The organism is Pigmentiphaga sp. CHJ604 (genome assembly GCF_036972535.1).
Classification (GTDB): Bacteria; Pseudomonadota; Gammaproteobacteria; order Burkholderiales; family Burkholderiaceae_B; genus Pigmentiphaga; species Pigmentiphaga daeguensis.
In genome coordinates, this window is the sequence record NZ_CP136998.1 from 1,208,905 (window position 1) to 1,233,462 (window position 24,558).

At 70.0% G+C, this 24,558-nt stretch carries 23 protein-coding genes; 10 read left to right on the top strand and 13 right to left on the bottom strand.

The genetic code is table 11. The features are described from left to right. The 4 genes from R4823_RS05885 to R4823_RS05900 all read left to right on the top strand — a co-directional run bounded on the left by R4823_RS05885 (window position 1) and on the right by R4823_RS05900 (window position 2,349). A complete protein-coding gene (locus R4823_RS05885; protein WP_087837111.1) occupies window positions 1-495 on the top strand; it encodes a MarR family winged helix-turn-helix transcriptional regulator in 495 nt (164 codons plus the stop codon). A 74-nt stretch (window positions 496-569) separates the two neighbouring features. Next, on the top strand, window positions 570-1,622 hold the full coding sequence (locus R4823_RS05890) for a P1 family peptidase (protein WP_338617917.1): 1,053 nt from the start codon (window positions 570-572) through the stop codon (window positions 1,620-1,622). Between the two features lie 95 nt (window positions 1,623-1,717). Further along, window positions 1,718-1,960: a type II toxin-antitoxin system VapB family antitoxin gene (gene vapB, locus R4823_RS05895; protein ID WP_087837110.1), complete on the top strand. Its 243-nt coding sequence runs from the start codon at window positions 1,718-1,720 to the stop codon at window positions 1,958-1,960. After that, entirely contained in the window at window positions 1,957-2,349 is a 393-nt protein-coding gene (locus R4823_RS05900) for a type II toxin-antitoxin system VapC family toxin (protein ID WP_087837109.1), read from the top strand. The genes vapB and R4823_RS05900 overlap by 4 nt, the downstream gene beginning before the upstream one ends. 9 nt (window positions 2,350-2,358) lie before the next feature. Here the strand turns inward: R4823_RS05900 and moaC are convergent, their stop codons facing one another. Beyond that, entirely contained in the window at window positions 2,359-2,844 is a 486-nt protein-coding gene (moaC, locus tag R4823_RS05905; protein WP_338619121.1) for a cyclic pyranopterin monophosphate synthase MoaC, read from the bottom strand. After that, window positions 2,844-3,704 (bottom strand): sulfurtransferase, encoded by an 861-nt coding sequence (locus R4823_RS05910; protein WP_338617923.1) that lies wholly within the window; start codon window positions 3,702-3,704, stop codon window positions 2,844-2,846. Before R4823_RS05910 ends, moaC begins: the two co-directional genes overlap by 1 nt. A gap of 116 nt (window positions 3,705-3,820) precedes the next feature. Here R4823_RS05910 and R4823_RS05915 point away from each other — a divergent pair, with 116 nt between their 5' ends. Then, a complete protein-coding gene (locus R4823_RS05915; RefSeq protein WP_087837106.1) occupies window positions 3,821-5,320 on the top strand; it encodes a M48 family metalloprotease in 1,500 nt (499 codons plus the stop codon). Here R4823_RS05915 and R4823_RS05920 read toward each other — a convergent pair. From R4823_RS05920 to R4823_RS05950, 7 genes are all read right to left on the bottom strand, one after another. Next, window positions 5,301-5,933: a DUF2946 family protein gene (locus tag R4823_RS05920; protein ID WP_338617925.1), complete on the bottom strand. Its 633-nt coding sequence runs from the start codon at window positions 5,931-5,933 to the stop codon at window positions 5,301-5,303. The two genes, R4823_RS05915 and R4823_RS05920, sit on opposite strands and share 20 nt — an antisense overlap. Beyond that, on the bottom strand, window positions 5,926-7,608 hold the full coding sequence (locus tag R4823_RS05925; protein WP_087837104.1) for a thiamine pyrophosphate-binding protein: 1,683 nt from the start codon (window positions 7,606-7,608) through the stop codon (window positions 5,926-5,928). The genes R4823_RS05920 and R4823_RS05925 overlap by 8 nt, the downstream gene beginning before the upstream one ends. 85 nt (window positions 7,609-7,693) lie before the next feature. Beyond that, window positions 7,694-8,740, bottom strand: a complete 1,047-nt coding sequence (locus R4823_RS05930; RefSeq protein WP_087837103.1) for an alpha/beta fold hydrolase — start codon at window positions 8,738-8,740, stop codon at window positions 7,694-7,696. A gap of 18 nt (window positions 8,741-8,758) precedes the next feature. Beyond that, window positions 8,759-9,181, bottom strand: coding sequence for a nuclear transport factor 2 family protein (locus R4823_RS05935; RefSeq protein ID WP_087837283.1), 423 nt, complete (start codon window positions 9,179-9,181; stop codon window positions 8,759-8,761). A gap of 27 nt (window positions 9,182-9,208) precedes the next feature. Beyond that, complete coding sequence (purU, locus tag R4823_RS05940) at window positions 9,209-10,063, bottom strand: formyltetrahydrofolate deformylase (protein ID WP_087837102.1); 855 nt, start codon at window positions 10,061-10,063, stop codon at window positions 9,209-9,211. 91 nt (window positions 10,064-10,154) lie between these two features. Further along, complete coding sequence (locus R4823_RS05945) at window positions 10,155-10,352, bottom strand: zinc-finger domain-containing protein (protein WP_087837101.1); 198 nt, start codon at window positions 10,350-10,352, stop codon at window positions 10,155-10,157. Between the two features lie 15 nt (window positions 10,353-10,367). Further along, window positions 10,368-11,288, bottom strand: coding sequence for a branched-chain amino acid transaminase (locus R4823_RS05950; protein WP_087837282.1), 921 nt, complete (start codon window positions 11,286-11,288; stop codon window positions 10,368-10,370). Window positions 11,289-11,491: 203 nt separating this feature from the next. On the opposite strand from R4823_RS05950, the gene R4823_RS05955 reads away from it, so the two are divergent. Together R4823_RS05955 and R4823_RS05960 are read left to right on the top strand one after the other, a co-directional pair. Further along, window positions 11,492-12,247, top strand: a complete 756-nt coding sequence (locus tag R4823_RS05955) for an AzlC family ABC transporter permease (RefSeq protein WP_243724405.1) — start codon at window positions 11,492-11,494, stop codon at window positions 12,245-12,247. Continuing rightward, complete coding sequence (locus tag R4823_RS05960) at window positions 12,244-12,594, top strand: AzlD domain-containing protein (protein WP_087837100.1); 351 nt, start codon at window positions 12,244-12,246, stop codon at window positions 12,592-12,594. Before R4823_RS05955 ends, R4823_RS05960 begins: the two co-directional genes overlap by 4 nt. A 15-nt stretch (window positions 12,595-12,609) precedes the next feature. Here R4823_RS05960 and R4823_RS05965 read toward each other — a convergent pair whose 3' ends face one another. The 4 genes from R4823_RS05965 to glnE form a co-directional block, all read right to left on the bottom strand. Continuing rightward, window positions 12,610-13,593 (bottom strand): tripartite tricarboxylate transporter substrate binding protein, encoded by a 984-nt coding sequence (locus tag R4823_RS05965; protein ID WP_087837099.1) that lies wholly within the window; start codon window positions 13,591-13,593, stop codon window positions 12,610-12,612. A 59-nt stretch (window positions 13,594-13,652) separates the two neighbouring features. Beyond that, complete coding sequence (locus tag R4823_RS05970; RefSeq protein WP_087837098.1) at window positions 13,653-14,396, bottom strand: helix-turn-helix domain-containing protein; 744 nt, start codon at window positions 14,394-14,396, stop codon at window positions 13,653-13,655. Further along, window positions 14,393-14,959, bottom strand: a complete 567-nt coding sequence (locus tag R4823_RS05975) for a VOC family protein (protein ID WP_087837097.1) — start codon at window positions 14,957-14,959, stop codon at window positions 14,393-14,395. Before R4823_RS05975 ends, R4823_RS05970 begins: the two co-directional genes overlap by 4 nt. Before the next feature lie 193 nt (window positions 14,960-15,152). Continuing rightward, the gene (gene glnE, locus R4823_RS05980) at window positions 15,153-17,930 is read right to left on the bottom strand and encodes a bifunctional [glutamate--ammonia ligase]-adenylyl-L-tyrosine phosphorylase/[glutamate--ammonia-ligase] adenylyltransferase (protein ID WP_087837096.1); all 2,778 of its coding nucleotides are present in this window, start codon (window positions 17,928-17,930) and stop codon (window positions 15,153-15,155) included. A 164-nt stretch (window positions 17,931-18,094) separates the two neighbouring features. Between glnE and R4823_RS05985 the strand changes: the two genes are divergently transcribed. Genes R4823_RS05985 through tldD form a run of 3 tightly spaced genes read left to right on the top strand, consistent with a single transcriptional unit; the run spans window position 18,095 to window position 24,543 of the window. Then, window positions 18,095-22,162 (top strand): YhdP family protein, encoded by a 4,068-nt coding sequence (locus R4823_RS05985; RefSeq protein ID WP_176400649.1) that lies wholly within the window; start codon window positions 18,095-18,097, stop codon window positions 22,160-22,162. Between the two features lie 55 nt (window positions 22,163-22,217). Then, window positions 22,218-23,033 (top strand): carbon-nitrogen hydrolase family protein, encoded by an 816-nt coding sequence (locus R4823_RS05990; protein WP_087837094.1) that lies wholly within the window; start codon window positions 22,218-22,220, stop codon window positions 23,031-23,033. A 49-nt stretch (window positions 23,034-23,082) separates the two neighbouring features. Next, window positions 23,083-24,543 (top strand): metalloprotease TldD, encoded by a 1,461-nt coding sequence (gene tldD, locus R4823_RS05995; RefSeq protein WP_087837093.1) that lies wholly within the window; start codon window positions 23,083-23,085, stop codon window positions 24,541-24,543. Window positions 24,544-24,558: the final 15 nt, after the last annotated feature.

Consider the following 24,558-nt stretch of genomic DNA (forward strand, 5'->3'; position numbering starts at 1 on the left):
ATGGCACGATCTTCATCGGCGAATCCGCCGCGCCGGCCCGGGCACTCGCAGGCCTTCCCGGAAGGCGGCCTGCTGGCGCCCCGGGTCAGTACCTTGAGCAAGGCGCTGACCCGCAGCGCCGTCCAGTTCGCCAAGGCGCACTATGGCCTGTCCCAGGTGGAGTGGCAGGTCGTCACCCTGCTGGGCGTGTTCCAGCCGGTGTCCATACGCGAACTGGCCTATCACGCTATGCTCGATGCCGCCCAGATCAGCCGGGCGGTGTCCTCGCTGGTGGCGCGGGGCGACGTCAACCGCGCGCGCAGCGCGCGCGACAGCCGCGAGGCGGAGCTGTCGCTGACGCCGCAGGGACTGGCCATGCACGCGGAACTGACCGCCGCCGCCCAGGCCCGGAACCGGCACGTGCTGGACGGGCATTCCGCGGCCGACGTGGCCAGGTTCTTCACCATGCTGGACAGTTTCATCGCCCGGGCCAGGCAACTGAGCGACCAGGAATGAAGCGGGCGGGTGGCCGGCCCGCCGGCCGGTCCCTACAATAGCCCCCACTTCATTTCCCCCGACGGAGTTCCAGCATGGACGCACGCGACGCAATGGCCGGCCGCCCGGGCGGGCGCAACCTGATCACCGACGTCGCCGGCCTGCGGGTGGGGCAGGCGCACGACGCCCGGGCCTGCACCGGCGTCACCGTGATCCTGCCGGACGAGCGGGCCATGGCCGCGGTGGACATCCGCGGCGGCGGGCCCGGCACGCGCGAGACCGACACCCTGGGCGCATCCAATCTCGTGCGTTCGGTCGATGCCATCGTGCTGTCCGGCGGTTCGGTCTACGGCTTGGCCAGCGGCGACGGCGTGGCCGCCTGGCTGGGGGCGCAGGGGCGCGGCTTCACGCTGCTGCACCAGCCCGGCGTGCCGCCTTCGCCCATCGTGCCGACCGCGGTGCTGTACGACCTCGCCAACGGCGGCGACAAGCAATGGGGCGAGGCCCCGCCCTATCGCGACCTGGCCATGCGGGCCGCTCGCCAGGCCCAGCCCGGTTTCGACCTGGGTACGCACGGCGCGGGCTTCGGCGCCTCGGCGGGGGCGCTCAAGGGGGGATTGGGATCGGCATCCTACGTCACGCACGACGGCATGACCGTGGGCGCCATCGTGGCCTGCAACAGTTTCGGCTCGGCGGTGGCGCCGCAGGGACGGCGCTTCTGGGCCGGAGCCTTCGAGATCGGCGACGAATTCGGCGGCCTGGGCCCGGCGAATACCCGGGCAGAGGGCGAGAACTGGGAATACGCCAAGCTGGATCCCCGCCCCCGCGCCAACACCACCATCGCCTGCGTCGCCACCGACGTCGCGCTGTCGCCCGACGAGTTGCAGCGCGTGGCCACCATGGCGCAGGACGGCTTGGCCCGCGCCATCCGCCCCATCCATGCGCCGTTCGACGGCGATACCGTGTTCGCGATCTCCACCGGGCAGCGCCAGGCGCCGATGATGGAAGGCCCGGTGGACCCGCGGCCCTTCATCGTCTGCCGGCTGGGCGCGCTGGCCGCCGACGTGCTGGCCCGCGCCGTCGCGCGCGGGGTGTACAGCGCCGTCACGCCCGAGGGGATGACGACGCCGGCGTGGTCGAGTTTCTGAGTCGTACAGGTCTAAGGGTCTCCTCAGGGGGAACTTGCTCCCGCAGTAGCTTGAATGGTATATTTTTTTGGTATATATCATTCTGGGAGGTCTACATGGATACTGCCAAGATCTTCTGGTCCGGCCGTTCGCAAGCGGTGCGGCTACCCAAGGAATACCGTTTCGACACTGAGGAGGTCCGCATTCGGCGTCAGGGGAATGCCGTCATCCTGGAACCGGTCGCACAGAACTGGGCCTGGCTCGATGCCGTCATAGGGCCGGTCGATGAAGATTTCGAACGGGCCGCCACAGAAGCGGCACGGGAGCAGGAGCGTCCCGAGCTGGACTACTTCAAGTGAAATACTTGCTTGACAGCAACGCCGTCATTGCGCTTCTGAAGGGCCATCCCGGATTCCTGGAGCGACTCCGGCGCCACAAACCCGCGGATTTCGCGCTCTCCGCTATCGTGGCCCACGAACTTTTTTATGGCGCGTACAAAGGACTGCGGACTACGCAGAACCTGGCGCGACTCGACGCCCTGCAATTCGAAGTTCTCGCCTTCGATCAGGAAGATGCGCGGCAGGCTGGCGAGCTGCGCGCGACGCTGAACGCTGCCGGAACACCGATCGGCCCGTACGACGTGCTCATCGCCGGTCAGGCGCTGGCGCGTGGTCTGACGCTCATCACGCACAATGTACGCGAGTTCCCGCGCATACCCGCGTTGCGGGTCGAAGATTGGGAAGCATAGGCGGCCGGCTCAACCCTCTGCGCGCCACGTCCCCGACTTCCCGCCTTTCTTCTCCATCAGCCGCACGTCGGTCATGACCATGCCCCGGTCCGCCGCCTTGCACATGTCGTAGATCGTCAGCAGCGCGACGTTGACGGCGGTCAGCGCCTCCATCTCCACGCCGGTGCCGCCCACGGTCTCGGCGCGCACGGTGCAGCGCACGGCGCTCGCTTCCTCGTCCAGCAAGAAATCGCAGGCCACGTGCGTCAAGGGGATGGGATGGCACAGGGGGATCAGGTCCGAGGTCTTCTTGGCGGCCATGATGGCGGCGATGCGCGCGATGCCCAGCACGTCGCCCTTCTTGGCGTTGCCCTCGCGGACCAGGGCCAGCGTGGCCGGCTGCATGCGTATCGTGCCGGCCGCCACGGCCACGCGCGCGGTGGCCGGCTTGGCGCCGACGTCCACCATATGGGCCTGCCCGGCCGCGTCGAAATGGGTCAGGGGGGATTGCGCCATCATGCGTCTCCGGTGGCGATGGGCGAGCCGGGGCGGCTGCTCCATTCGCTCCACGAGCCGGGGTACAGCACCGCCCCGGTCAGGCCCGCCACTTCCATGGCAAGCAGGTTGTGGCAGGCGGTGACGCCGGAGCCGCACTGGCTGATGACCCGGTCGGCGGGCGTGCCGCCCAGCACGGCCTCGAACTCGGACCGCAACTGCGCGGCGGGCTTGAAGCGCCCGTCGGGCTGGAGGTTGTCGCGCAGGAAGCGGTTGGCGGCGCCGGGAATGTGGCCGCCCACGGCATCCAGGGTCTCGTTCTGGCCGCGGAAGCGGTCGGGGGCGCGCGCGTCCACGACCAGGCGCGGGGCCGGCGCGTCCAGGTTGGCCCGCACGTCCTCGTAGGTGGCGGCCGCGACCAGCGGTGGCCGCAGCGTGAACGCGCCCGGGGCGGGCGCGGCGGGCTGGCCGGCCTCCAGCGGGTAGCCGGCCTCGCGCCAGGCCGCCAGCCCGCCGTCCAGCACCGCGACGGCCTCGTGGCCCGCCCAGCGCAGCAGCCACCAGAGGCGGGCGGCCATGGCGGCGCCGGCGGTGTCGTAGCACACCACCTGGGTGGCGTCGGAGATGCCCAGGCGGGCCATCAAGTCGGCGAAGTCCTCGCGCCGCGGCAAGGGGTGGCGGCCATTGCCGCCGGTCTTGGCGCCGCTCAGGTCGCGGTCCAGGTGGACGTAGCGGGCACCGGGGACATGCGCGGCCGCGTGGGCGCGCTCGCCCGCGCCGGTGTCCGCCAGGTCGAAGCTGCAATCGCACACGACGACCGGCGAGGGGGATTGCAGCAGCGCGTGCAGCGCCTGCGCGGAAATCAGGGTGCTGAGGCTCATGGCATGTCCTGTAAGCGTTGCCGTGCGGCCGGCCCGATACCGGCCGCCATAGGTAAATTTTTCACGTTTCGACAGGGGAGCGGGAACCCGTCGCCCAAGCTGGCTATCATACCGGTATGCCGAATTCCGAACGTTCCCCGTCGCTGCGCCGCAAGGCCGTCGCGCTGCTGCTGCCGGCCCTGTTGGCGGCGGCCGCGCCGGCGCTGGCGCCCGCCCAGCCGGTCGGGCTGCCCGACCTGGGGGACTCGGCGGCGCAGGAGCTCTCGCCGCGGCTGGAGCAGCGCCTGGGCGACGCCATCATGATGGAGTCACTGCGCGACCCGGCCTATATCGACGATCCGGACCTGCTCCAGTACCTGACCGGCATGGCGCGCCAGCTGTCGGCCCAGGCGCCCGCAGGCACGCCCAACATCAACGTGTTCGCGGTGCGCGATCCCAGCATCAACGCCTTCGCGATGCCGGGCGGCTACATAGGCGTGCACACCGGGCTGGTGGTGGCCGCGCAGTCTGAGTCCGAGCTGGCCGGCGTGCTGGCGCACGAAATCGGCCACGTGGTGCAGCGGCACATCGCCCGGGGTCTGGTGCAGCAGAAGCAGGACACGCTGATCATGGTGGCGGCCCTGCTGGCGGCGCTGGTGGCCGCGCGCGGCAACTCGCAGGCGCCCGAGGCGGCGATGGCCTTCGGCCAGGCCGCGGCGATCAACTCGCAACTGGGCTTCTCGCGCGAGGCCGAGCGCGAAGCCGACCGCACCGGCTTCCAGATGCTGGAGGCGGCCGGCTACAACGTCAACGGCATGGCCTCGTTCTTTGGCCGGCTGATGCAGGCGTCGGGGCTGAATGAAAGGACCGGCCAGGCCTTCACCCGCACCCACCCCCTGTCCATCGAACGCATGTCCGACATGCAGAACCGGGCGCGCGGCGTGGTGATCCATGACCGCCCGAGTTCCTCGGATTTCTATTTCGTGCGCGCCAAGATGCGCATGCTGCAGGCAAACAGCGGCCAGGACACCATCGAGGCCATCCGCTATTTCCAGAACCGCAGCACCGAGGCCCAGGGCATCGAGCGTGCCGCGGCCTACTATGGCATGGCGCTGGGCTATGTGCGCCAGCGCGAATACGGCAAGGCCAACGACGCCTACCTGGCCGCCACGTCGGGCGCGCGCACCCATTTCATGCTCGAGCACCTGGCCATCGACCTGGCGCTGGCGCGCAACGACACGCAACAGGCCATGAGCCTGGCGCGTAGCGCCGTCGCGCGCTGGCCCGAGCAGCGCGGCCTGGCCATGGCAATGGCCGAGTCCCTGCAACGCGCCGGCCGCAACCAGGAGGCGGTCGATTTCCTGAAAGAGCAGATGCTCAAGTGGAGCGACGAGCCCCGCTTCTACCAGATGGCCGCGGTCAGCTATTCGCGGCTGGGCAGCACTGTGAACGAGCGCCGCAGCATGGCCGACTATTACGCGATGACCGGCGCCCTGCCGGCCGCGGTCGAGCAGTTGCAGCAGGCGCGCGCGGCTTCCAGGGATTTCTACGAGCAGTCGCAGATCGACGCGAAGGTGCGCGAATACCAGCGCCGGTTGAAGGAAGAGCGCGACCTGCTCAAGCGCTTCCAGAGCTGACGGGCCCGGGCCTGTCGACGAAGCCGAAGGCCTGGCCGGCCGGGCCGCGCAACGGGGCCAGCGGCGCGGCGGCGGCGCCAACCGGCGGATAGACCACGGACAGGGTCGCGGCCCCGGCCGGCGCCTGGCCGGTGTCGGCCAACCAGCCCGGCGGGGCATCGAGCAGCGGCTGCCCCGATGCCAGCTTCATGCGTTCCAGTACGTCGGGCAGATGGCGATCCTCGACCATGGCGGGACCGTGTTCGGTCGCGGCGTAGAGCCTGCCCATGGCATCCAGCGCCCAGCGATCCACGCGGGACACGGCATGGCCGGTATGGGTGGCCAGCGAACCGGCCGCATCCGCCTGGCGCAGGATCAGCGGCGCCGCGTCCAGCCTCACGAACACGCGTTGCGGACCGTTCTGGAAGAACCAGCGGCCCTGCTCGTCGTGCCCGTAGTTGCGTCCGATGAAGGCCAGGATCCCGGTGTTGGAAATGGAGACGCCCGGCCCTCCCGCCAGGGCGTCGCCGGCGGGATGCAGGCGCCAGCGGCCCCGGGCATCCAGCGACAACCAGCCATACGCGTCCGGCACGTCGGGCCAGCGCGCCATGGCGGCCAGGACATCGCTATCCATGCCCCGCCAGCCACGACTGCGGCGTGATTTGCCGGGGATCCGTGCGCAGCTCCAGCAGCGCCGGGCGGCCGGCCGCGCAGGCGCGCTCGAATGCGGCGGGGAAGGCTTCGGCGCTTTCCACCCGTTCGGCATGGGCGCCGAACGACAGTGCCAGCGCGACGAAATCGGGGTTGCGCAGGTCGGTGGCGCTGACCCGGCCCGGGAAGCGCTTTTCCTGGTGCATGCGAATGGTGCCGTACATGCCGTTGTTGACGACGATGACGACGACGGCGGAGCCGAATTGCAGCGCGGTGGCCAGTTCCTGGGGATACATCAGGAAGCAGCCGTCGCCGGACACGCAGACCACGGTGCGGTCGGGATGGCGCAGCTTGGCGGCTATCGCCGCGGGCAGGCCGTAGCCCATGGCGCCGCAGGTGGGGGCGAGTTCCGTGCGCGGCCGGCGGTAGCGGTAGAACCGGTGCAGCCACACCGCATAGTTGCCGGCGCCGTTGGCGACGATGGCGTCGTCGGGCAGGGCGCGGTCCAGATGGGCGACGACCCGGCCCAGGTCGACGCCGCGGGCCTCGGCATGCGGCGCGGGCACGACCTGGTAGCGCGCGTGCAGTTCGCCGGCGCGGCGGGTCCAGTCGTCCCAGGCGCGCGAGGCCGGGGCTTCCAGGCCGCGCAGCAGCGCGGCGGCCTTTGCCGGGGCGGACTGGATGGCCAGGTCGGGCTGGTAGACGCGGCCCAGTTCGGCCGCGTCGGCGTGCAGGTGGATCAGTTTCTGGGCCGGGCGGGGGGGCGTCAGCAGCGTGTAGCCGCCGGTGGCGATCTCGCCCAGCCGCGTGCCCACGGCCAGGACGAGGTCGGCGTCGCGCACCAGCTCGGCCAGTTCGGGGTTCATGCCCAGGCTGAGGTGGCCCGCGTACTGGGGCCGCCGGTTGTCGAAGATGTCCTGGCGGCGGAAGGCGCAGGCCACGGGCAGGTTCCATGCCTGGATGAAGGCCGAGAAGTCCGAGGCGGCGGGCTCGCTCCAGTTCGATCCGCCCAGGATGACCAGCGGACGGCGGGCCTGGGCCAGCATCTCGCGCAGGCGCGGGGCCGCGTCGGGATCGGGGCCGCCGGCGACTGCCGGGGCGACCGCGGCCGGCGCGGACGGGCAGGCGGCGCTCAATACGTCTTCGGGCAGGGCCAGCACCACCGGTCCGGGGCGGCCCGAGGTGGCGCAGGCGAAGGCCCGCGCCACGAGTTCGGGTATGCGCGCGGCGTCGTCGATGCTGACGACCCACTTGGCGATGCCGCCGAACATGGACTGGTAGTCGATTTCCTGGAAGGCTTCGCGGCCCAGCTCGCGGGTGGGCACCTGGCCGACGAACAGGATGAGCGGCGTCGAGTCCTGCTGCGCGATGTGCACGCCTATGCTGGCGTGGGTGGCGCCGGGGCCGCGCGTGACGAAGCAGATGCCCGGCCGCCCGGTCAGCTTGCCGTCGGCTTCGGCCATGTTGGCGGCGGCGCCTTCGTGCTTGGCGACGACGACGTCGATGTCGGCGTGGGCGTGCAGGGCATCCAGCACGTCCAGGTAGCTTTCGCCCGGGACGCAGAAGACGCGGTCGACGCCGTTGGCGGTCAGCGCGTCGACCAGGAGGCGGCCGCCGGTGGTGGCCGAGGCGTTGGATACCGTGGAAGTCGAGGCCATGGAAGCATCCGTGTGGTTTTCTCCATTGTCGAAGAAAACGCCGGGGATGTCAGCGGGGGCTTGCCCGATGCGGGGCCGGGCAGGGCTAGCGGCCGTTCCGGAAGAAGTCCGCCAGCCTGCGCGGCAGCCAGTTCAGGTTGCTCGGGAAGCTGCCCGTGGGGAAACCCGCGTGGCCGCCCTGTGCCGGCTGGTGCAGGACCACGTGGCTGGAGGCCTGCTCGGGAGTCGGCAGGTAGCGGCCGGGAAGGAACGGGTCATTGCGCGCGTTCAGCACCAGCGTCGGGATGGCGATGTCCATCAGCAGGGGCTTGCTGGAGGCGCGCGTCCAGTAGTCGTCGACGTCGCGGAAGCCGTGCGTGGGCGCGGTGTAGGCGTCGTCGAACTCGTACAGGTCGCGCGCGTTGGCCACGCGCAGCACGTCGATGGTGCCGGGGAAGCGCTGCGCCTTCTGCAGCGTCTTGGACTTCAGCGTGCGCAGGAACATGTGGGTGTAGATCCGGCGGTTGATCAGTCCGGTGCCCAGCGTGCGCCCGCCGGCCATGAGGTCGACCGGGGCCGAGACGCCCGCGGCGGCGGCGAGCCAGCCGGCGGTGGCGCCGGCCTCGCCCAGGTATTTCAGCAGCGCGTTGCCGCCCAGCGAGATGCCGGCGGCGTGCCAGTGCATCCGTGGCAGGCGCTGCCGCACCGCGTCCAGCATGAAGCCGACGTCGGCCGAGTCGCCCGAGTGGTAGGCGCGGGGCAGGCGGTTCGGCTCGCCCGAGCAGCCGCGGAAATGCGGGACGACGACGGTCCAGCCGCGCGCCCGGAAATACTGCGAGATGGCCTGCGCGTAGTGGCTGGCGCTGCTGCCTTCCAGACCATGGAACAGCACGAGCCCGTTGCGCGACGCGGCGGTGGTGCCGGCCGTCTCGGCCAGCCGCGCGAACAGCTCGGGGCCGACGACCGTATCGGGGCCGAGGCCCGGGGCGGTCCAGTCGAAGTCGATGAAATCGCCGTCGGGCGTGTCCACCCGTTCGCGCTGGAACGAGGCGTGATGGTGCGACGAGAGCTGCGACGCGAAGATGGTCTGGCTATGTCCTTCGGGCAACCATGCGGGAGTGGGGCAGGGTGTCGTGTCCAGGTAGGCGGGCATGCGAGATGGGCGGGCAACTCAATGCAATAGGTCGGGAACGTCCTGGAGCTCGGTCGGGCCGAGGTCGGCAGGGGCTTGCGACGAGTGGTGCAAGACCAGCCGCCAGCCTGTGGGACCCTTGTGGAAGACATTGGTTGCATAGCAGTTGACGAGCTGCTTGCCCTGGGAGGTGTCGACCATGAGTTGTTCGACCACGGTGTGGACCGAACTCATCATGCTTTGCACGGCGTGGACGCGCGTGGGCCGTATCGGCACCGGCGAACTGCCCAGGATCTCGCGCCACGATTCCATCACGGCGTCGTGCCCGATCAGCCGCGGCCCGCCCGGATGGATGCAGACGATGTCTTCGTCGTCGGCCCAGACGGCCATCAACTGCGCGAGATCGCCTTGTTCCAGCGCGTCGTAGAACGCCTGCTCGGCTTCTTCGGAGGTGGCGAACAGCGGAGCGCCGCGGGATTTGAGCACCATTTACGCGAACACGATCGTCTTGTGGCCGTTCAACAGGATGCGATGCTCGACGTGCCAGCGCACGGCGCGCGCCAGCACCAGGCATTCGACGTCGCGCCCGACCTGGGTCAGGGTTTCCGGCGACATGCTGTGGTCCACGCGGGCGATGTCCTGCTCGATGATGGGGCCTTCGTCCAGATCGGGCGTGACGTAGTGGGCGGTGGCGCCGATCAGCTTCACGCCGCGGTCGTGCGCCTGGTAGTACGGGCGCGCGCCCTTGAAGCTGGGCAGGAAGCTGTGGTGGATGTTGATGGCGCGGCCGGCCAGCGCCCGGCACATCTCGGGCGACAGGATCTGCATGTAGCGGGCCAGCACGACCAGGTCGACGTTCTCGCGCTCGGCGATCTGCAGTACCTGGCGCTCTTGCTGTTCCTTGCCGCCCTGCGCCACCGGCAGGTGGTAGAAGGGCACGCCGTACGACGCGGACAGCAGCGCGAAGTCGGGGTGGTTGGAGACTACGGCCGGAATGTCGATGGGCAGTTGCCCGCTCTTGGCGCGGAACAGCAGGTCGTTCAGGCAGTGGCCGTGCTTGCTGACCATCAGCAGCACGCGCGCGCGCCGGTGCGGGTCGCGGATCTGCCACTGCATGGAGAAGCGCTCGCCCACGGCGGCGAATTCCTTGCGCACGGTGTCGGCGTCCAGGCCGTCCGGCACCGAGAAGTGCACGCGCAGGAAGAACAGCTTGGTGTCCTCGTCCCCGAACTGCTGCGAGTCCAGGATGTTGCAGCCGCGCTCGAACAGGAATCCCGACACGTGGTACACGATGCCGGTCGTATCGGGGCAGGCGAGCGTCAGGATGTAATCGTTGTGCTGCACGGGGAGGTCCTGTGAATAAAAAGCAAACCCCGGCGGGCCGGGGCAGCGTCAGCCATGTCCCCCCCAGGGGCGCGCGAGCGCCCGGGGGGATTTAGTGATGATGTACCTTGGCGCCGTCCTTCAGACGGTATTCGGCGCCACAGTATGGGCACTTCGCTTCGCCGGTCGTCCCGATGTCCAGGAATACCTTGGGGTGCATGTTCCACAGCGGAGTATGCGGCCCCGGGCACGAAAGCGGAAGCGCATCGGCATCGACTTCGATGATGGCGTTGGCGGCTTCGGTGGTCATGGCCGTTCCTCCCGATCAGACGTGCGTGAGCCAGTGGCCGTACTTGGCGTTGCGGCCCGCGACCAGGTCGAAGAAGGCCTGCTGCAGGCGCGCCGTGATCGGACCGCACTGGCCGGCGCCGATCTTGCGGCGGTCCAGCTCGCGGATGGGCGTGACTTCCGCCGCCGTGCCGGTGAAGAAGGCTTCGTCGGCGATGTAGATGTCGTCGCGGGTCAGGCGCTTGGTGACGACCTTGATGCCCAGGTCGGCGGCCAGGCTGTGGATGGTCGAGCGCGTGATGCCGGTCAGGGCCGAGGCGATCTCGGGCTCGACCAGCACGCCGTCCTTGACGATGAAGACGTTCTCGCCCGAGCCCTCGGCCACGAAGCCTTCGGTGTCGAGCAGCAGGGCCTCGTCGTAGCCGTCCTCGGTGGCTTCCAGGTTCGCCAGGATGGAGTTGGCGTAGGTGGAGGCCAGCTTGGCGCGGGGCATGGTCACGTTGACGTGGTGGCGGGCATAGGACGAGGTCTTGACCCGGATGCCCTTCTGCAGGGCCTCGGCGCCCAGGTAGGCGCCCCATTCCCAGGCGGCGACCGCCACGTGGACCTTGGCGCCCTTGGGCGAGACGCCCATCTTTTCCGAACCGTAGAACGCGATGGGACGCAGGTAGCAGGATTCCAGCTTGTTGACGCGGACCACTTCCTTCTGCGCTTCCATCAGGACTTCCCGGCTGTACGGGATCTGCATCTGGTAGATGTGGGCCGAGTTGACCAGGCGGTCGGTGTGTTCCTTGAGCCGGAAGATCGAGGTTCCGATGTCGGTCTTGTACGCACGCACACCCTCGAATACCGCCAACCCGTAGTGCAGAGAGTGTGTGAGCACATGGGTGTTGGCTTCACGCCAGGGCACGAGCTTGCCGTCGTACCAGATGAAGCCGTCGCGGTCTGACATCGACATGATGGGGATCTCCGAAATGAACCAGATATTGTACCAATCTGCGACAGGATCCAGCGGCGAAGCGGGCGCGCAGGGGTCCACGCCCGCCGCTTCCCGGGAATCCAGGGAGATTCGGGTAATCACTTACAATAGCTGCGAGCCATAACTTTACTCCTTCCCGGCCGGCCTTCGCCGGGAGCCCGCCGCCGTTCCCCCCCGATCCCATGTCCGCCATGCGCCCGTCCGCCGCAGTGCCCGGTCTGTCCCCCCAGGAGCGCCGGGCGGCCGTCGTCGCGGGCCTGAAGGCGCTGGCCCCGACCACGATCGCGATCGGCGTCTGGGGCATGGTCAGCGGCGTGGCCATGGTCAAGATCGGCCTCAGCCAGACCTTGGCGCTGGCGATGACCTTCCTGGTGTACGCCGGCTCCGCGCAACTGGCCGCCCTGCCGCTGATCGTGGCGGGCGCCCCGGTCTGGCTGGTGTTCGCCGCGGGTTGCGTGGTCAACCTGAGATTCGTGATCTTCGCGGCGGCGCTGCACCCGTATTTCCGCCGCTACTCGCGCTGGCGCCGCCTGGGACTGGGCTTCCTGACGAGCGACATCGGCTTCGTGCTGTTCATGCCCCGCTACGGCGATGCCGCCGTCAAGGGCACGCCGGAGCAGACCTGGTTCTTCCTGGGATCGGCGGTGGGCAACTGGCTGACCTGGCAGGTGTGCTCGGTGGCCGGCATCCTGCTGGGCGCCGTGGTGCCGCAGTCGTGGTCGCTGGAGTTCGCCGCGGTGCTGGCGCTGATCGCGATCGTGGTGCCCATGGTCGCGAGCTGGCCTGTGGCCGCGGCGGTCGGGGCGGCATCCCTGGTGGGGTGGGCCGGCCAGCCGCTACCCTTGCGGCTGGGGCTGGTCCTGGCGGTCGTGGCGGGCGTCTGGGCCGGCGTGGCCACGGAGCGGGCGCTGGAGCGCCGCAAGGAGGCGGGGGCATGAGTCCGTCCACCCTGCCGCCGGTATCCGATTCCCTGTACGTCTGGCTGGTCATCATCGCGCTGGCGTTGTGCACCGTGCTCACGCGCGCCGGCTTCCTGCTGCTGGGCGACAACGTGCCCCTGCCCGAAGGCGTCAGGCGGGCGCTGCGCTATGCGCCCGCCGCGGCGCTGGCGGCCGTGATCGTGCCGGACCTGCTGCCATGGGCGCCGGGCGGCCTGCCGGTGTTCGACTGGCGCGCGCTGGCCGCCGTGATCGCGGTGGCGGTCATGGTGGCCACCCGCAACACGATCGCCATGATAGGCGCGGGCATGGTCACGCTGTGGCTGCTGAGGTGGCTGGCGGGCTGAGCGCCCGCGCCCCTTTCATTCGGCCTGGATGTTGCGCTGGACCACGACGGCGCGCAGCCGGCGGATGTCGTTCTCGACGCGGGCCTGGAATTCGTCGGGCGAGGAGGCCCGCGGCGAACCGCCCCAGTCGACCAGTTGCTGGTGCACGGCGGGCGTATCCAGCACCGCGCGCAATTCGCGGTTCAGGCGCGCGACCACGTCGGCGGGCGTGCCGGCGGGCGCGGCGATGCCCAGCCACGATTCGAAGACCACCGCCGGCAGCGTGTCGGCCACGCTCGGCACGCCGGGCAGCGCCTGCACGCCCTTGGGCGCGGTGGTCGCCAGCAGCCGCACGCGCTGCGACTTGAACAGCGGCGCGGTGTTGGTCATGGTGTCGATCATGACGTCCACGCGTCCGGCCAGCAGCTCGGTCATCGGGCCGGCGCCGCCCTTGAACGGCACGTGCAGCGCGCTGCCGCCGCTTTCGGCCATGATCCATTCGCCCACGAGATGCATGGCGGTACCCACGCCGACCGAGGTGTAGGTGTAGCGGTCTTTTTCGGTCTTGATGCGGCGGACGAAGTCGTCGAAGGACTTGATCGGCGAGGACGGCGCCACGGCCAGCGTCAACGGATACGTCGTGATCGTGGAGATCCAGCTGAAACCCTTGACCGGCTCGAAGGGCAGGTCCTTGCGCATGGCGGCATTGGTGCCGTGGCCGCTGGTCATCAGGACCAGCGTGTAGCCGTCGGGCTCGCTCTTGGCGACCTGGGCCGAGGCGATGTTGCCGCCGTCGCCGGCGCGGTTCTCGACGATGACGGGCTGGCCGACCCGCTCGGACAGCGCCTTGCCGACCAGCCGGGCCACGACGTCGCTGCCGCCTCCGGCCGCGAAGCCGACCAGCAGCTTGATCGGCCGGTTGGGGTAGGTGGTCTGCGCGTGCGCGGGGCCCGCCAATACCGCGGCCAGGATGCCGGCGGCGGCGAGGGCCTGGCGGCGGCCGGTGATCGTGTCATGCATGGTGGGTCTCCTCTTCGTCCCCGTTTTCGTGCGGCCCGTCGAGGCGCGCGTGTGGCCGCTCAGTCCGCCGCCTGCAGGCGGGCGGAGATCTCGCGGCTTTTCTGTTGCAGCACGGCCCCCAGGGCCGCGCCGTTGAGGAACTCCCCCCGCTGTTTCGAACAGACCAGCGAGATCGTTCCGATGACTTCATCCTCGGCCATCACGGGCACGCCGTAGCCGATGACGTCGGGATCGAGCCCGGCGTGGCTGATGGCGTATCCCGCCTTGCGTATGGCCTTCAGGCCGGCCCAGGTGGCGTTCCAGGCCTGCTCGCCGGCGTCCGGGTGGGTCTGCTCGAACAGGCTGCGTACCCGCGCCCGCGGCCAGAACGCCAGCACCGACAGCGAAGGCGCGCCGCGGAACCAGGGCAGGCTCTTGCCCCGCATGTAGGTCAATTCCAGCGGCTCGACGCCGGCTTCGTGCGCCACGTTCAGCAGGTGCTCGCCGTAGACGTTCGAAAGCAGCACGTGGCAGCCGGTTTCCTGCGCCAGGTCGCGCAGGATGGGCTGGGCGGCACGGGTGACCGGGTCGGTCTCGCGGATCAGGGCCTCGAGCTCGACCACGCGCGCGCCCACCACGTAGATGCCGCGCGGCAGCCGTATCAGCAAGCCCGCCGCGCACAATTCCTTGACGTAGCGGTAGGTGGACGAGGGGGTGAAGCCGAAGTGGCTGGCCAGGTCGTCCACCGTCCAGGCGTACCGGTCGTGCGTGTAGGCATCGAGCAGCATCAGCATGCGGCCCAGGCTGGATGCGCTTTCCGTCATGCGGGCGCCTGCTCCACGCCCATGCGCCGGGCCATGTCGGCCCGCCATTCCTGGCGGCTGCGGAAACCGGGCAGGGCGCGCGCGTGCCGCTCGGCCCAGGCCATGAGTTCGGCCGGCGGCAGCTCGATGGGCATGGGCACGCGCATGGGCTGCGACACGTACCAGGGCGTGTCGATGTACAGCTCGAGCCGGTTGCCTTCCGGGTCGCGGCAGTACAGCGACAGCGCGTTGCCGTGCGTGACGGGCGCCAGTTCTGCGACGCCCGCGCCGACCAGGCGGCGATGGTAGCGCTGCAGGGTTTCCAGCGAGTCGGCCATCAGCGACAACTGGTTGATGACGTTGAAGCGGAGATCGGCGGGCCGCCCGGACACCAGCACGATCTGGTGGTGGACGTCCGGATCGCGGCTGGTGAACACCAGTTCGATCGGGCCATGGGGGCCGTCGAGCATGCCACGGTCCGTGATCGTGAAATCCAGGACCTGCGAATAGAAATCGGCCATCCGCTGGATATCGGTGACGAAGATGCCGACGTGGCTGAAGGAAAGACCGGGTCTTTGGGGCATGATGGAAAATATAATCTAATATGTGGCGAATAATCGCCATTGAAATTCGAGTTTTTTGCATATTACGTAAAAAACTCAAAAATAAGACCTGTGTGAAACCCTAGGTAGGGTGGAGCAGCGGGCGAGCGGCCGCGTGCCGCTTCCGGCGGGAATCGGGGGAAGGGGAAGACGGGGGACGACGCCCCCGGGGATCTCAGGAACGGGGGCCCAGCACCTGTTCCCACAGTTCGATCACGGCGGCACGTTCCGCCGTCAGGGCCTCCTGCGGCACGCGAGCCTTTTCCACGTCCTGCAGGCGCAGCGCGTGCTGTTCCCGCCGCAGGGTACGGTAGGCATCGCCCACCCGCCGCGCCAGGTCGGCGGGGATCAGGCCGGCTTCGGCGGCCAGGCGCAGCAATGCGATGTTGCCGAGGTTCTGTACCAGGATCTCGTGCTCGCGGGCGTGCAGCAGGACCAGGTATTGGGTGACGAACTCGACGTCCACCATGCCGCCCGGATCGTGCTTGAGGTCGAAGTCCGGCGTGCGGTTGGGATGGCCTTCGCTGATCTTGCGGCGCATGGCGATGACTTCGTCGGCCAGTTGGCGGGCGTCGCGCGGCATCAGCAGCACCTCGCGCCGGATGCGTTCGAACTGCCTGCCCACCTCGGGATCCCCGGCGGCGAAGCGGGCGCGCGTGATGGCCTGGTGCTCCCAGGGCCAGGCGTGCTCCTTCTGGTAGCGCTCGAAGGCCTCGGTCGAGATCACCATCAGCCCGGCCTGGCCGTCGGGGCGCAGGCGCAGGTCCACTTCGTACAGGCGCCCCGAGGCGGTCATCGAGCCGAGCCATGACAGGATGCGCTGGCCGAAGCGGGCGTAGATCTCGCCGGCGTCCTCGCGCGGGTCGTCGAACAGGAACACCAGGTCGAGATCCGAGGCGTAGCCCAGCTCCTTGCCGCCGTGCTTGCCATAGGCGATGACCGCGAAATGCGCGGGCGTGCGGCCTTCGTCCCTGGACACGCTGTACCAGACGCGCTTGAGCGTTTCCTCGAGCATGATGTCGGCGACCATGGACAGGTAGTCGCCCAGCCGCTCGACCGTCAACTGGCCTTCCAGGTCCTGCGCCAGCAGGTGGAAGCCCCATTGGCGCTGCGTGTCGCGCATCAGGTTCATTTGCCGCTCGACGTCGGGCGCGCCGGTGCCGTCGATCACGCAGGCATCCAGTTCGTCGCTGAGCTTGCGGGCCATGGCGGGCAGGTCGGGCTCCACCATGAGCGTGCGCCAGTCCAGCAGCTCGTCCAGCAGCAGCGGATGCCGGGTCAGGTAGCCCGCGGCCCAGTCGCTGGCCGCGAAGATGCGGGCCACGCGCGCCAGCGTGTCGGGATACTCGGCCAGCAGCGCCATGTAGGCGCTGCGCTGGGCGATGTGCTCGATCAGCCCGAACATGCGGACCAGCGCGGCGGCGGGCGCCTTGGTGCCGGCGCAGGCGTCCACGGCGGCCGGCAGCAGGGCGGCCAGGCGCCGCCGGCTGTTGTCGGGCAGGCTGCGTATGCGAGGGCTGTCGAGCAGCGCCGAGGCGCGCGGCAGCAGGCTGTCGGCCTCGGCCGGCAGGGTCGCGCGTATGCGCGCGACCAGTTCGTCTTCGGGGTCGGCCGCGCCGCGGTCCCCCGGTGACTGATCGCCTTCGTTCTGGCCGAAGACGCCCCGGAAGGTGGTTTCGACGAATTCCCTGTGCGCGGTCAGCGTGCGCTCGAAGCCGGCGGGATCGTCGAAGCCCAGCGCGCGGGCCAGTTCGGCGCGCCGTTCGTCGTCCTGGGGCAGAAGGTGGGTCTGCTGGTCCTCGCGGTATTGCAGGGCATGCTCGACCCGCCGCAGGAAGCGGTAGGCGGCCTCCAGGCGCACGGCATCCTCCGGCTGGACCAGGCCGGCCTCGCGCTCGGCATGCAGCGCGGCCAGCAGGCCGCGCTCCTGCAGCGTCGGCGTGCGGCCGCCGCGTATCAGTTGCGAGAGCTGGACCACGAATTCGATCTCGCGGATGCCGCCTTCGCCCAGTTTGACGTTGTCGGCCTGCGTGGCCTGGCTGCCCGTGCCGTTGTACGAGCGGCGGTTCCAGTCCTCGCGTATGCGCTCGCGCAGCGCGCGCAGCGCCGCCAGCGCATCGAAGTCGAAATACTTGCGGTAGACGAAAGGCCGCCGCAGCGCCTCCAGTTGCGCCGCCTGGCTGGCGGGGTCGCTGCCCTCGAACGCCTGGGCCTCGATGCGCCGCGCCTTCAGCCAGGCATAGCGTTCCCATTCCCGTCCCTGCGAGACCAGGTAGTTCTCGAAGGCGTCCAGGCTCCAGGCCAGCGGCCCGGCATCGCCGTCGGGCCGCAGCCGCAGGTCGGTGCGGAACACGTGGCCGTCGGCGTCGATCTCGGAGATGACCGGCATCATGCGCCGCGTCAGCCTGCCGTAGAACTCGTGATGGGAGATGGGCCTGCGCCCGTCGGTCTCGCCCTCGTCGCCGTACAGCATGACCAGGTCGATGTCGGACGAGACGTTCAGTTCTTCGCCGCCCAGCTTGCCCATGCCCACGATCAGCATTTCCTGCGGCAGGCCGGAGGCGGCCTCGCGCGGGATCCCGTGCACCTCGGCCAGTTCGGCCGCCACGCTGCGGTAGGCCTGCTCGATGGCCAGGTCCGCCAGGCGGGTCATGGCGCCCACGACCTCCTCCAGCGGCGCCAGGCCGGCCAGGTCGCGGGCCATGACGGTGCAGAACACGCGCTCGCGCAGCCTGCGCAGCACCGCGCGGCAGTCCGCCACCGGGAGGGGGCCGGCCGCGGCCACGCCCCGGGCCGTGCACAATTCGTCGAACCAGGCGGCCAGGGCCTGGACGTCGACCGGCCGGGTCATCGCGTCGGCCAGCCACCGTCCGTAGTCGGGCTGGGCGTCTATGCGTCGGCGCAGGTGGCCCGACCAGGAAAGCGCGGGGGTGAGCAGCGAAGTGTCTGTCATGGCGAAAGTTGTGGCAGTACGTTACAGAATTGTGCGCCACGAAGAAGTTTTGCGCATAAGCCAGCATAAGACATGCGGGGCGGTATAAGCTTTCATTTTCCCGATTCATCCATCCAGGCCACAGCGGCCGCTTCGACGGAACGACTGCGTTCCGCCGTTTCTTCGTGCATATCGACCTAGCCTATCTCTATCGCCTCGTGGTGCGGCCCCTGGTCTGGGTGATCCTGGCCGCCTATTTCCTGTTCGCGGTTGCCCTGGTGGTCGTGCGCTACGCCGTGCTGCCCGCTATCGACGACTACCGGCCGGGCATCGAGCGCATGGTCGGCCGCGCGATCGGGGCCTCGGTTACCATAGGCCGGATCGATGCCGAATGGCTGGGCCTGCATCCTAGCTTCGAACTGTCCTCCGTCCAGGTGTCGGATGCCTCCGGGCAGTCCGGGCTGGTCCTGCCTCGCGTGTCGGCCATCCTGTCGTGGCGCAGCCTGCTGGTGCTGGAGCCGCGCCTGCTGCGCCTGCAGCTCGACGCGCCCGAACTCGAGGCGCGCCGCGATGGGCAGGGGCGCTACTGGATCGCCGGCTGGGAAGTCGATCCCCAGGCCCGGGGCGGATCGCGCGAAGGCCTGGACTGGCTGCTGTCCCAGCGCGAGGTCGTGGTACGCGGCGCCCGCCTGCGGTGGAACGATGCCCGGCGGGAGGCGCCGCCGCTGGAGATCGGCAACGTGGCCTTCGTGATGCGCAACACCGGGCGCCACCACCGTGCCGCGCTCAGGGCCGAGCCGCCCGCCGCGCTGGGGTCCATGCTGGACGTGCGCGCGGACTTCACGCATGGCTGGTTCACGCTGGACGCCTCCGATCCGCAGCAATGGCGGGGGTCGCTGTACGCGGCGCTGGACGGCGTCGACCTGGCGGGATGGCGGCCCTGGCTGGACCTGCCGGGCGAGCCTCGGCAGGGCGCGGGCAACCTGCGGGCCTGGATGGACTACGACCGTGGACGAATCCGCTCCGGCAGCGCGCGCCTGGCCTTGCGCGACCTGAGCGTGCAGCTCGGGCCGGACCTGCCGCCGCTGGACATCGCCAGGCTGGCGGGCCGGGCCGAGCTGTCCCCGGTGGCCGGCGGCGGCTACCAGCTGGACCTGGCCGGGCTGGACGCGGCGACCGCCGATGGCCTGGCGCTGCATCCCCAGCGGCTGGCCGCCACCTGGACTCCGGGGCGCCAGGGCACGCCGCCCGCCACGCAGCTCGAGGTGGACGGATTCGATCTCGCGACCGGCCTGCATCTGGCGGACCGCCTGCCCCTGCCAGCGGCGGCGCGCGAGAAGCTGGCCGAGCTGCGGCCCGAGGGCCGGATCGACGAACTGCGGTTGGGCTGGCAGGGGGCGCCCGCGCAGCCCACCGGGGTATCGGGGCGCGCGGCGTTCTCGGGGCTGTCGATCGCGGCGGCGCCGGAACCGGCGGTCAACGATGGCCACCATCCGCAACGGCCGGGGTTCTCCAACCTGCGGGGCAGCATCGAGGTGGACGCGCAGGGCGGACGCGTCGACGTCCACGCGCGCGACGCCGTGCTGCGTTTTCCGGGCGTGTTCGCCGAGCCCGACCTGCCCATGGATGTCTTCGATGTCCGGGCCGCGGCCCGCAAGGGGGCCGACGGCGCCTGGACGGTCGACGTCGAGCGCCTGGATTTCAGCCGCCGCGGCGTGGAGGGCAGTTTCAGCGGCAACTGGAGCAGCCAGGGCCGCGGGCCCGCCGGCACCCTGGACCTGCGGGGCACGCTGGCGCGCGCCGACGTGCGCGAGGTCCATCGCTACATCCCCATCGTGGTCGGCGCGGACGTCCGGACCTGGCTCCAGCATGCGCTGGTCTCGGGACAGGCCGAGAACGTGGCCGTGCGCCTGCGCGGCGACCTGGACACCTTTCCCTACGGCGCGGACAAGTCCGGGGAGTTCCGGGTGGCAGGCAAGGTCAGCGGCGTGACCCTGGACTACCTGCCCGAACCCCTGGCGCGAGGCGAGTTCTGGCCCCGGCTGGAAGACCTCGCGGGGGATCTCGTGTTCGACCGGGTGTCGATGGGCGTGGACGTCCGCTCAGGCCGCGTGCGGGTGGACCGCGCGACGACCGTGGCCATGGGGCGCACGCGCGCGGCCATCGCCAACCTCGAGCATGGGCCGCTGCTGGAGATCGATGGCGAGACGCGCGGGGCGGCGCCGGCGTTCCTGGCCTTCGTCAAGCGCTCGCCGGTGGGACACATGATAGGCGGCGCGCTGGACGACGCCTCCGCCAGCGGCAACTTCGTGGTGCCCCTGTCCCTGCGCATTCCGCTCGACCACCATGACGCGGATCCCGGCCATGCCGAGGTGCAGGTCAAGGGCGAGGTCCGGCTGTCGGGCAACGATTTCTCCCTGGCGCCCGCCGTGCCGCCTTTCTCGCGGCTGACCGGGACGGTGGCCTTCGACCAGCATGGCATCGCCCTGCGCAACGTGGCGGGCATGGCTCTGGACGGCCCGCTGAAGCTGTCCGGCGGCCCGCAGCCGGACGGCACGGACCTGCTGCGGGCCGAGGGCTCCGCATCGGCCGCGGCGCTGGGCTTCTGGTGGAAGGCCCCCGGCATGGCGCGGCTGTCCGGCCGCACGGCCTACAAGGCCTCGGTGCGGATCCCGCCCGGCAAGACGCCCACCGTGCTGGTGGAGTCCGACCTGGTGGGGTTGGCGGCCGACCTGCCCGCGCCGCTGGGCAAGACCGCGCAAGAGGCGCGCCCGTCGCGGCTGGAATGGAGCGGAAACGCCGCCACGGCGGACAAGCCCCGGATGGACTGGTTCGCCGGCAGCCTGGGGCCCGCCGTCAACCTGCACGTCGAACGCGACTACGCGTCCGCCGGCACCGTGGCCGCCGTGCGGGGGGCCATCGGCATCAACCGCGCGGCCACGATCGGCGGCCCGGGGCTGAGCGTGAGCGCTTCCCTGCCCGAGGTCGACGTGGACGCACTGCGCAAGGTGGCCGCGGAGTTCGAGCCGCCCAGGGATCCGGCGGCGGGGGCTGGCCAGGGCGGGGGCGCGGACATTCCCCTGAACCGCATCAGCCTGTCGACCCCGGTGTTGCGCGTGCATGGCCGCCAGCTCGACAAGGTCACGCTGTACGCCGTGCGGCAGGAGACAGGCGGCAACGCCAACTGGCGTGCCGACGTCGAGTCGGCCCAGCTGGCCGGCCGCCTGTCATGGGCCGAAACCCACGGCGGCGAAGGGCCCAACCGCCTGAGCGCGCGGCTGTCGCGGCTGGTGGTCGACAGCGAGACCGAGGACGCGGATCGCGGCGGCGCGCTGGACGAGCCCGCCGCCGACGACCAGGACGTGCCGGAAATCGATCTCGTGGCCGAGCACTTCGAACTGTTCGGCAAGGCGCTGGGACGGCTGGAGGTGCTGGCCCAGAGTTCCGACCGGGGCCGCGAATGGCGGCTGCGCCGGTTGAACGTGAAAAACCCGGACGCCGAGCTGGACGGTTCGGGCGTCTGGAAGCTGGAAACCGGCGCCCGCCCCGGAGGCCGGCGCGCGATGTCGCTCGACGCGGTGCTCAAGCTGGCCGACACCGGCAAGTTCCTCGAGCGCATGGGCGTGCACGGCGCCATGGCGGGCGGGACGGGGAGCATGTCGGCGCAGGTATCGTGGCGGGGCCTGCCTTACACGCTGGACCTGGCGAGCCTGTCCGGCAAGGTCGAGCTGTCGCTGGACAAGGGGCAGTTCCTCAAGGCCGAGCCGGGCATCGCCAAGCTGCTGGGCGTGCTGTCGCTGCAATCGCTGCCGCGCCGGGTGACGCTGGATTTCCGCGATATCTTCAGCGAAGGCTTCGCCTACGACACGATACGGGCGCACGCGGCCATCGCCAACGGCGTGGCCCATACCGACGATTTCAAGATGAACGGCGTGAACGCCACCGTCGTCATCGCCGGCGATGCCGACCTGGCGCACGAGACCCAGCGCCTGCAGGTGGTGGTGGTGCCCAAGCTAGATGCCGGCGCCGCCTCGCTGCTGTACGGGCTGGCGGTCAACCCCGCGGTGGGGCTGAGCGTGTTCCTGGCCCAGTTGCTGCTGAAGGATCCGCTGTCCAAGGTCCTGGCCTACCAGTACGAGGTCACCGGCACCTGGACCGACCCCCAGGTGGCCAAGGTCGGCAGCACCAAGGTCGATGCGGCGGGCAAGGAAACGGCACCGCCCGTGGCCGAGCCGGCGGCACCACCGCCGTGATTCTGCGCGACAATAGCCGCATGCCCGTGCAACACACAGCCAGGAACCCCCGCCCATGACAGCTTCCGACCCCGCCGTGCGCGTGGCGGCCATCCAGATGGTTTCGACCCCCGACGTGGCGCGCAACCTCGCCGACGCCGAAGCCCTGATCGCCGAAGCCGCCGGCCGGGGCGCCAACCTGGTGGCCCTGCCCGAGTATTTCTGTTTCATGGGCCGCAGCGACCGCGAGAAAGTGGCCATCCGCGAACGCGAGGGACACGGCCAGGTCCAGGCGTTCCTGTCCGCCCAGGCGCGCCGGCACGGCATCTACCTGGCGGGGGGAACCCTGCCGCTGGAGTGTCCGGATCCGGACCGGGTCTACAACACCGCGTTCGTCTACGGCCCCGACGGCCGCACGCTCGCGCGCTACGACAAGATCCACCTGTTCAACTTCCGCCGCGGCGCCGAGTCCTACGACGAGGCGCAGAGCATCCGCCCCGGTGCCTCGCCGGTGGGCTTCGACGCGGCCTGGGGCCGGGTGGGCCTGTCCACCTGCTACGACCTGCGGTTTCCCGAGCTGTACCGGGCGCTGGGCCAGGTGGACTTGATTTTGGTGCCGGCCGCCTTCACCTACACCACAGGCCAGGCGCATTGGGAAATCCTGCTGCGCGCCCGCGCGATAGAAAACCAGTGCTACGTCCTGGCGCCGGCGCAGGGCGGCACGCACCCCAACGGGCGCCGGACCTGGGGCCACGCGATGCTGGTCGATCCCTGGGGAACGGTGCAGTCCGTGCTGCCCGAGGGCCCCGGCGTGGTCGACGGCCTGCTGGATCCCGCCCGCATCGCCGAGGTGCGCGCCGCGCTGCCCGCGCTGCGCCATCGTGTACTGTAGACCCCGTGGCGCCCGCCGCGTTTCGCAACGATTTCCTTATCACCCATCCATGCAACTCGTAGAACCGAACATCCAGTCCCTGGCCATCGCCAAATCCCTGCTTCTCGACCCCTGGGGCCTGGACGAGGCGGATCTCTCCCGCGCGCTGGGCGAGATCTTCACCCACAAGGTCGACTATGCCGACCTGTACTTCCAGTACACCCGCAGCGAAGGCTGGAGCCTGGAGGAAGGCATCGTCAAGACCGGCAGCTTCTCCATCGAGCAGGGCGTGGGCGTGCGCGCGCTCAGCGGCGAGAAAACCGCATTCGCCTATTCGGATTCCTTGTCCCAGGATGCCTTGCTGTCGTCGGCCCGCGCGGTGCGCACCATCGCGCGCCAGGGCGCCGGCCGGGCCAAGGTGGCCAGCGGCTATCGGCCCACCGAGGGGCGTTCGCTCTACCTGCCGCAGGATCCGCTGGTCTCGCTGCCGGCTCCCGACAAGGTCGCGCTGCTCGAGCGGGTGGAGCGCATGGCGCGGGCCAAGGATCCGCGGGTGGTGCAGGTGATGGCCGGCCTGGGGGCCGAATACGACGTCGTCCTGGTGGCCGGCAGCGACGGCCGCCTGGCCGCCGACGTGCGGCCGCTGGTGCGGCTGTCCCTGACCGTGATCGCCGAGCAGGACGGGCGGCGCGAAGTGGGCCACGGCGGCGGCGGCGGGCGTACCGGCTTCGATTATTTCAGCGACGAGCTGCTGCAGCAGTACGTGGACCATGCCGTGCACGAGGCGCTCGTCAACCTCGAGGCGCGTCCGGCGCCGGCGGGCGAGATGACCGTGGTGCTGGGCTCGGGCTGGCCGGGCATCCTGCTGCACGAGGCCGTGGGCCACGGGCTGGAAGGCGACTTCAACCGCAAGGGGTCGAGCGTGTTCTCCGGCCGCGTCGGCGAGCGCGTGGCGTCCAAGGGCGTGACCGTGGTCGACGACGGCACCATCCCCGGCCGCCGGGGTTCGCTCAATATCGACGACGAAGGCAACGTCTCGCAGCGCAACGTGCTGATCGAGGACGGCATTCTGCGCGGCTACATGCAGGACTCGCTGAACGCGCGGCTGATGAAGACGGCGGTGACCGGCAACGGCCGGCGCGAATCGTTCGCCCACCTGCCCATGCCGCGCATGACCAACACCTACATGCTGGCCGGCGACAAGGATCCCGAGGAAATCGTGCGCTCGGTCAAGCGCGGCCTGTATGCCGTCAACTTCGGCGGCGGACAGGTGGACATCACCAACGGCAAGTTCGTCTTCTCGACCTCCGAGGCCTACATGATCGAGGACGGCCGGATCACCTATCCGGTCAAGGGCGCGACGCTGATCGGCAACGGCCCGGATGCCATGACCCGGGTCGGCATGATCGGCAACGACATGAAGCTCGATTCCGGCGTGGGTACCTGCGGCAAGGATGGACAGAGCGTGCCGGTGGGGGTGGGGCAGCCCACGCTGCGGATGGAAGGGTTGACGGTGGGCGGCACCGCCTGAGCGGCCGCGCCTGGG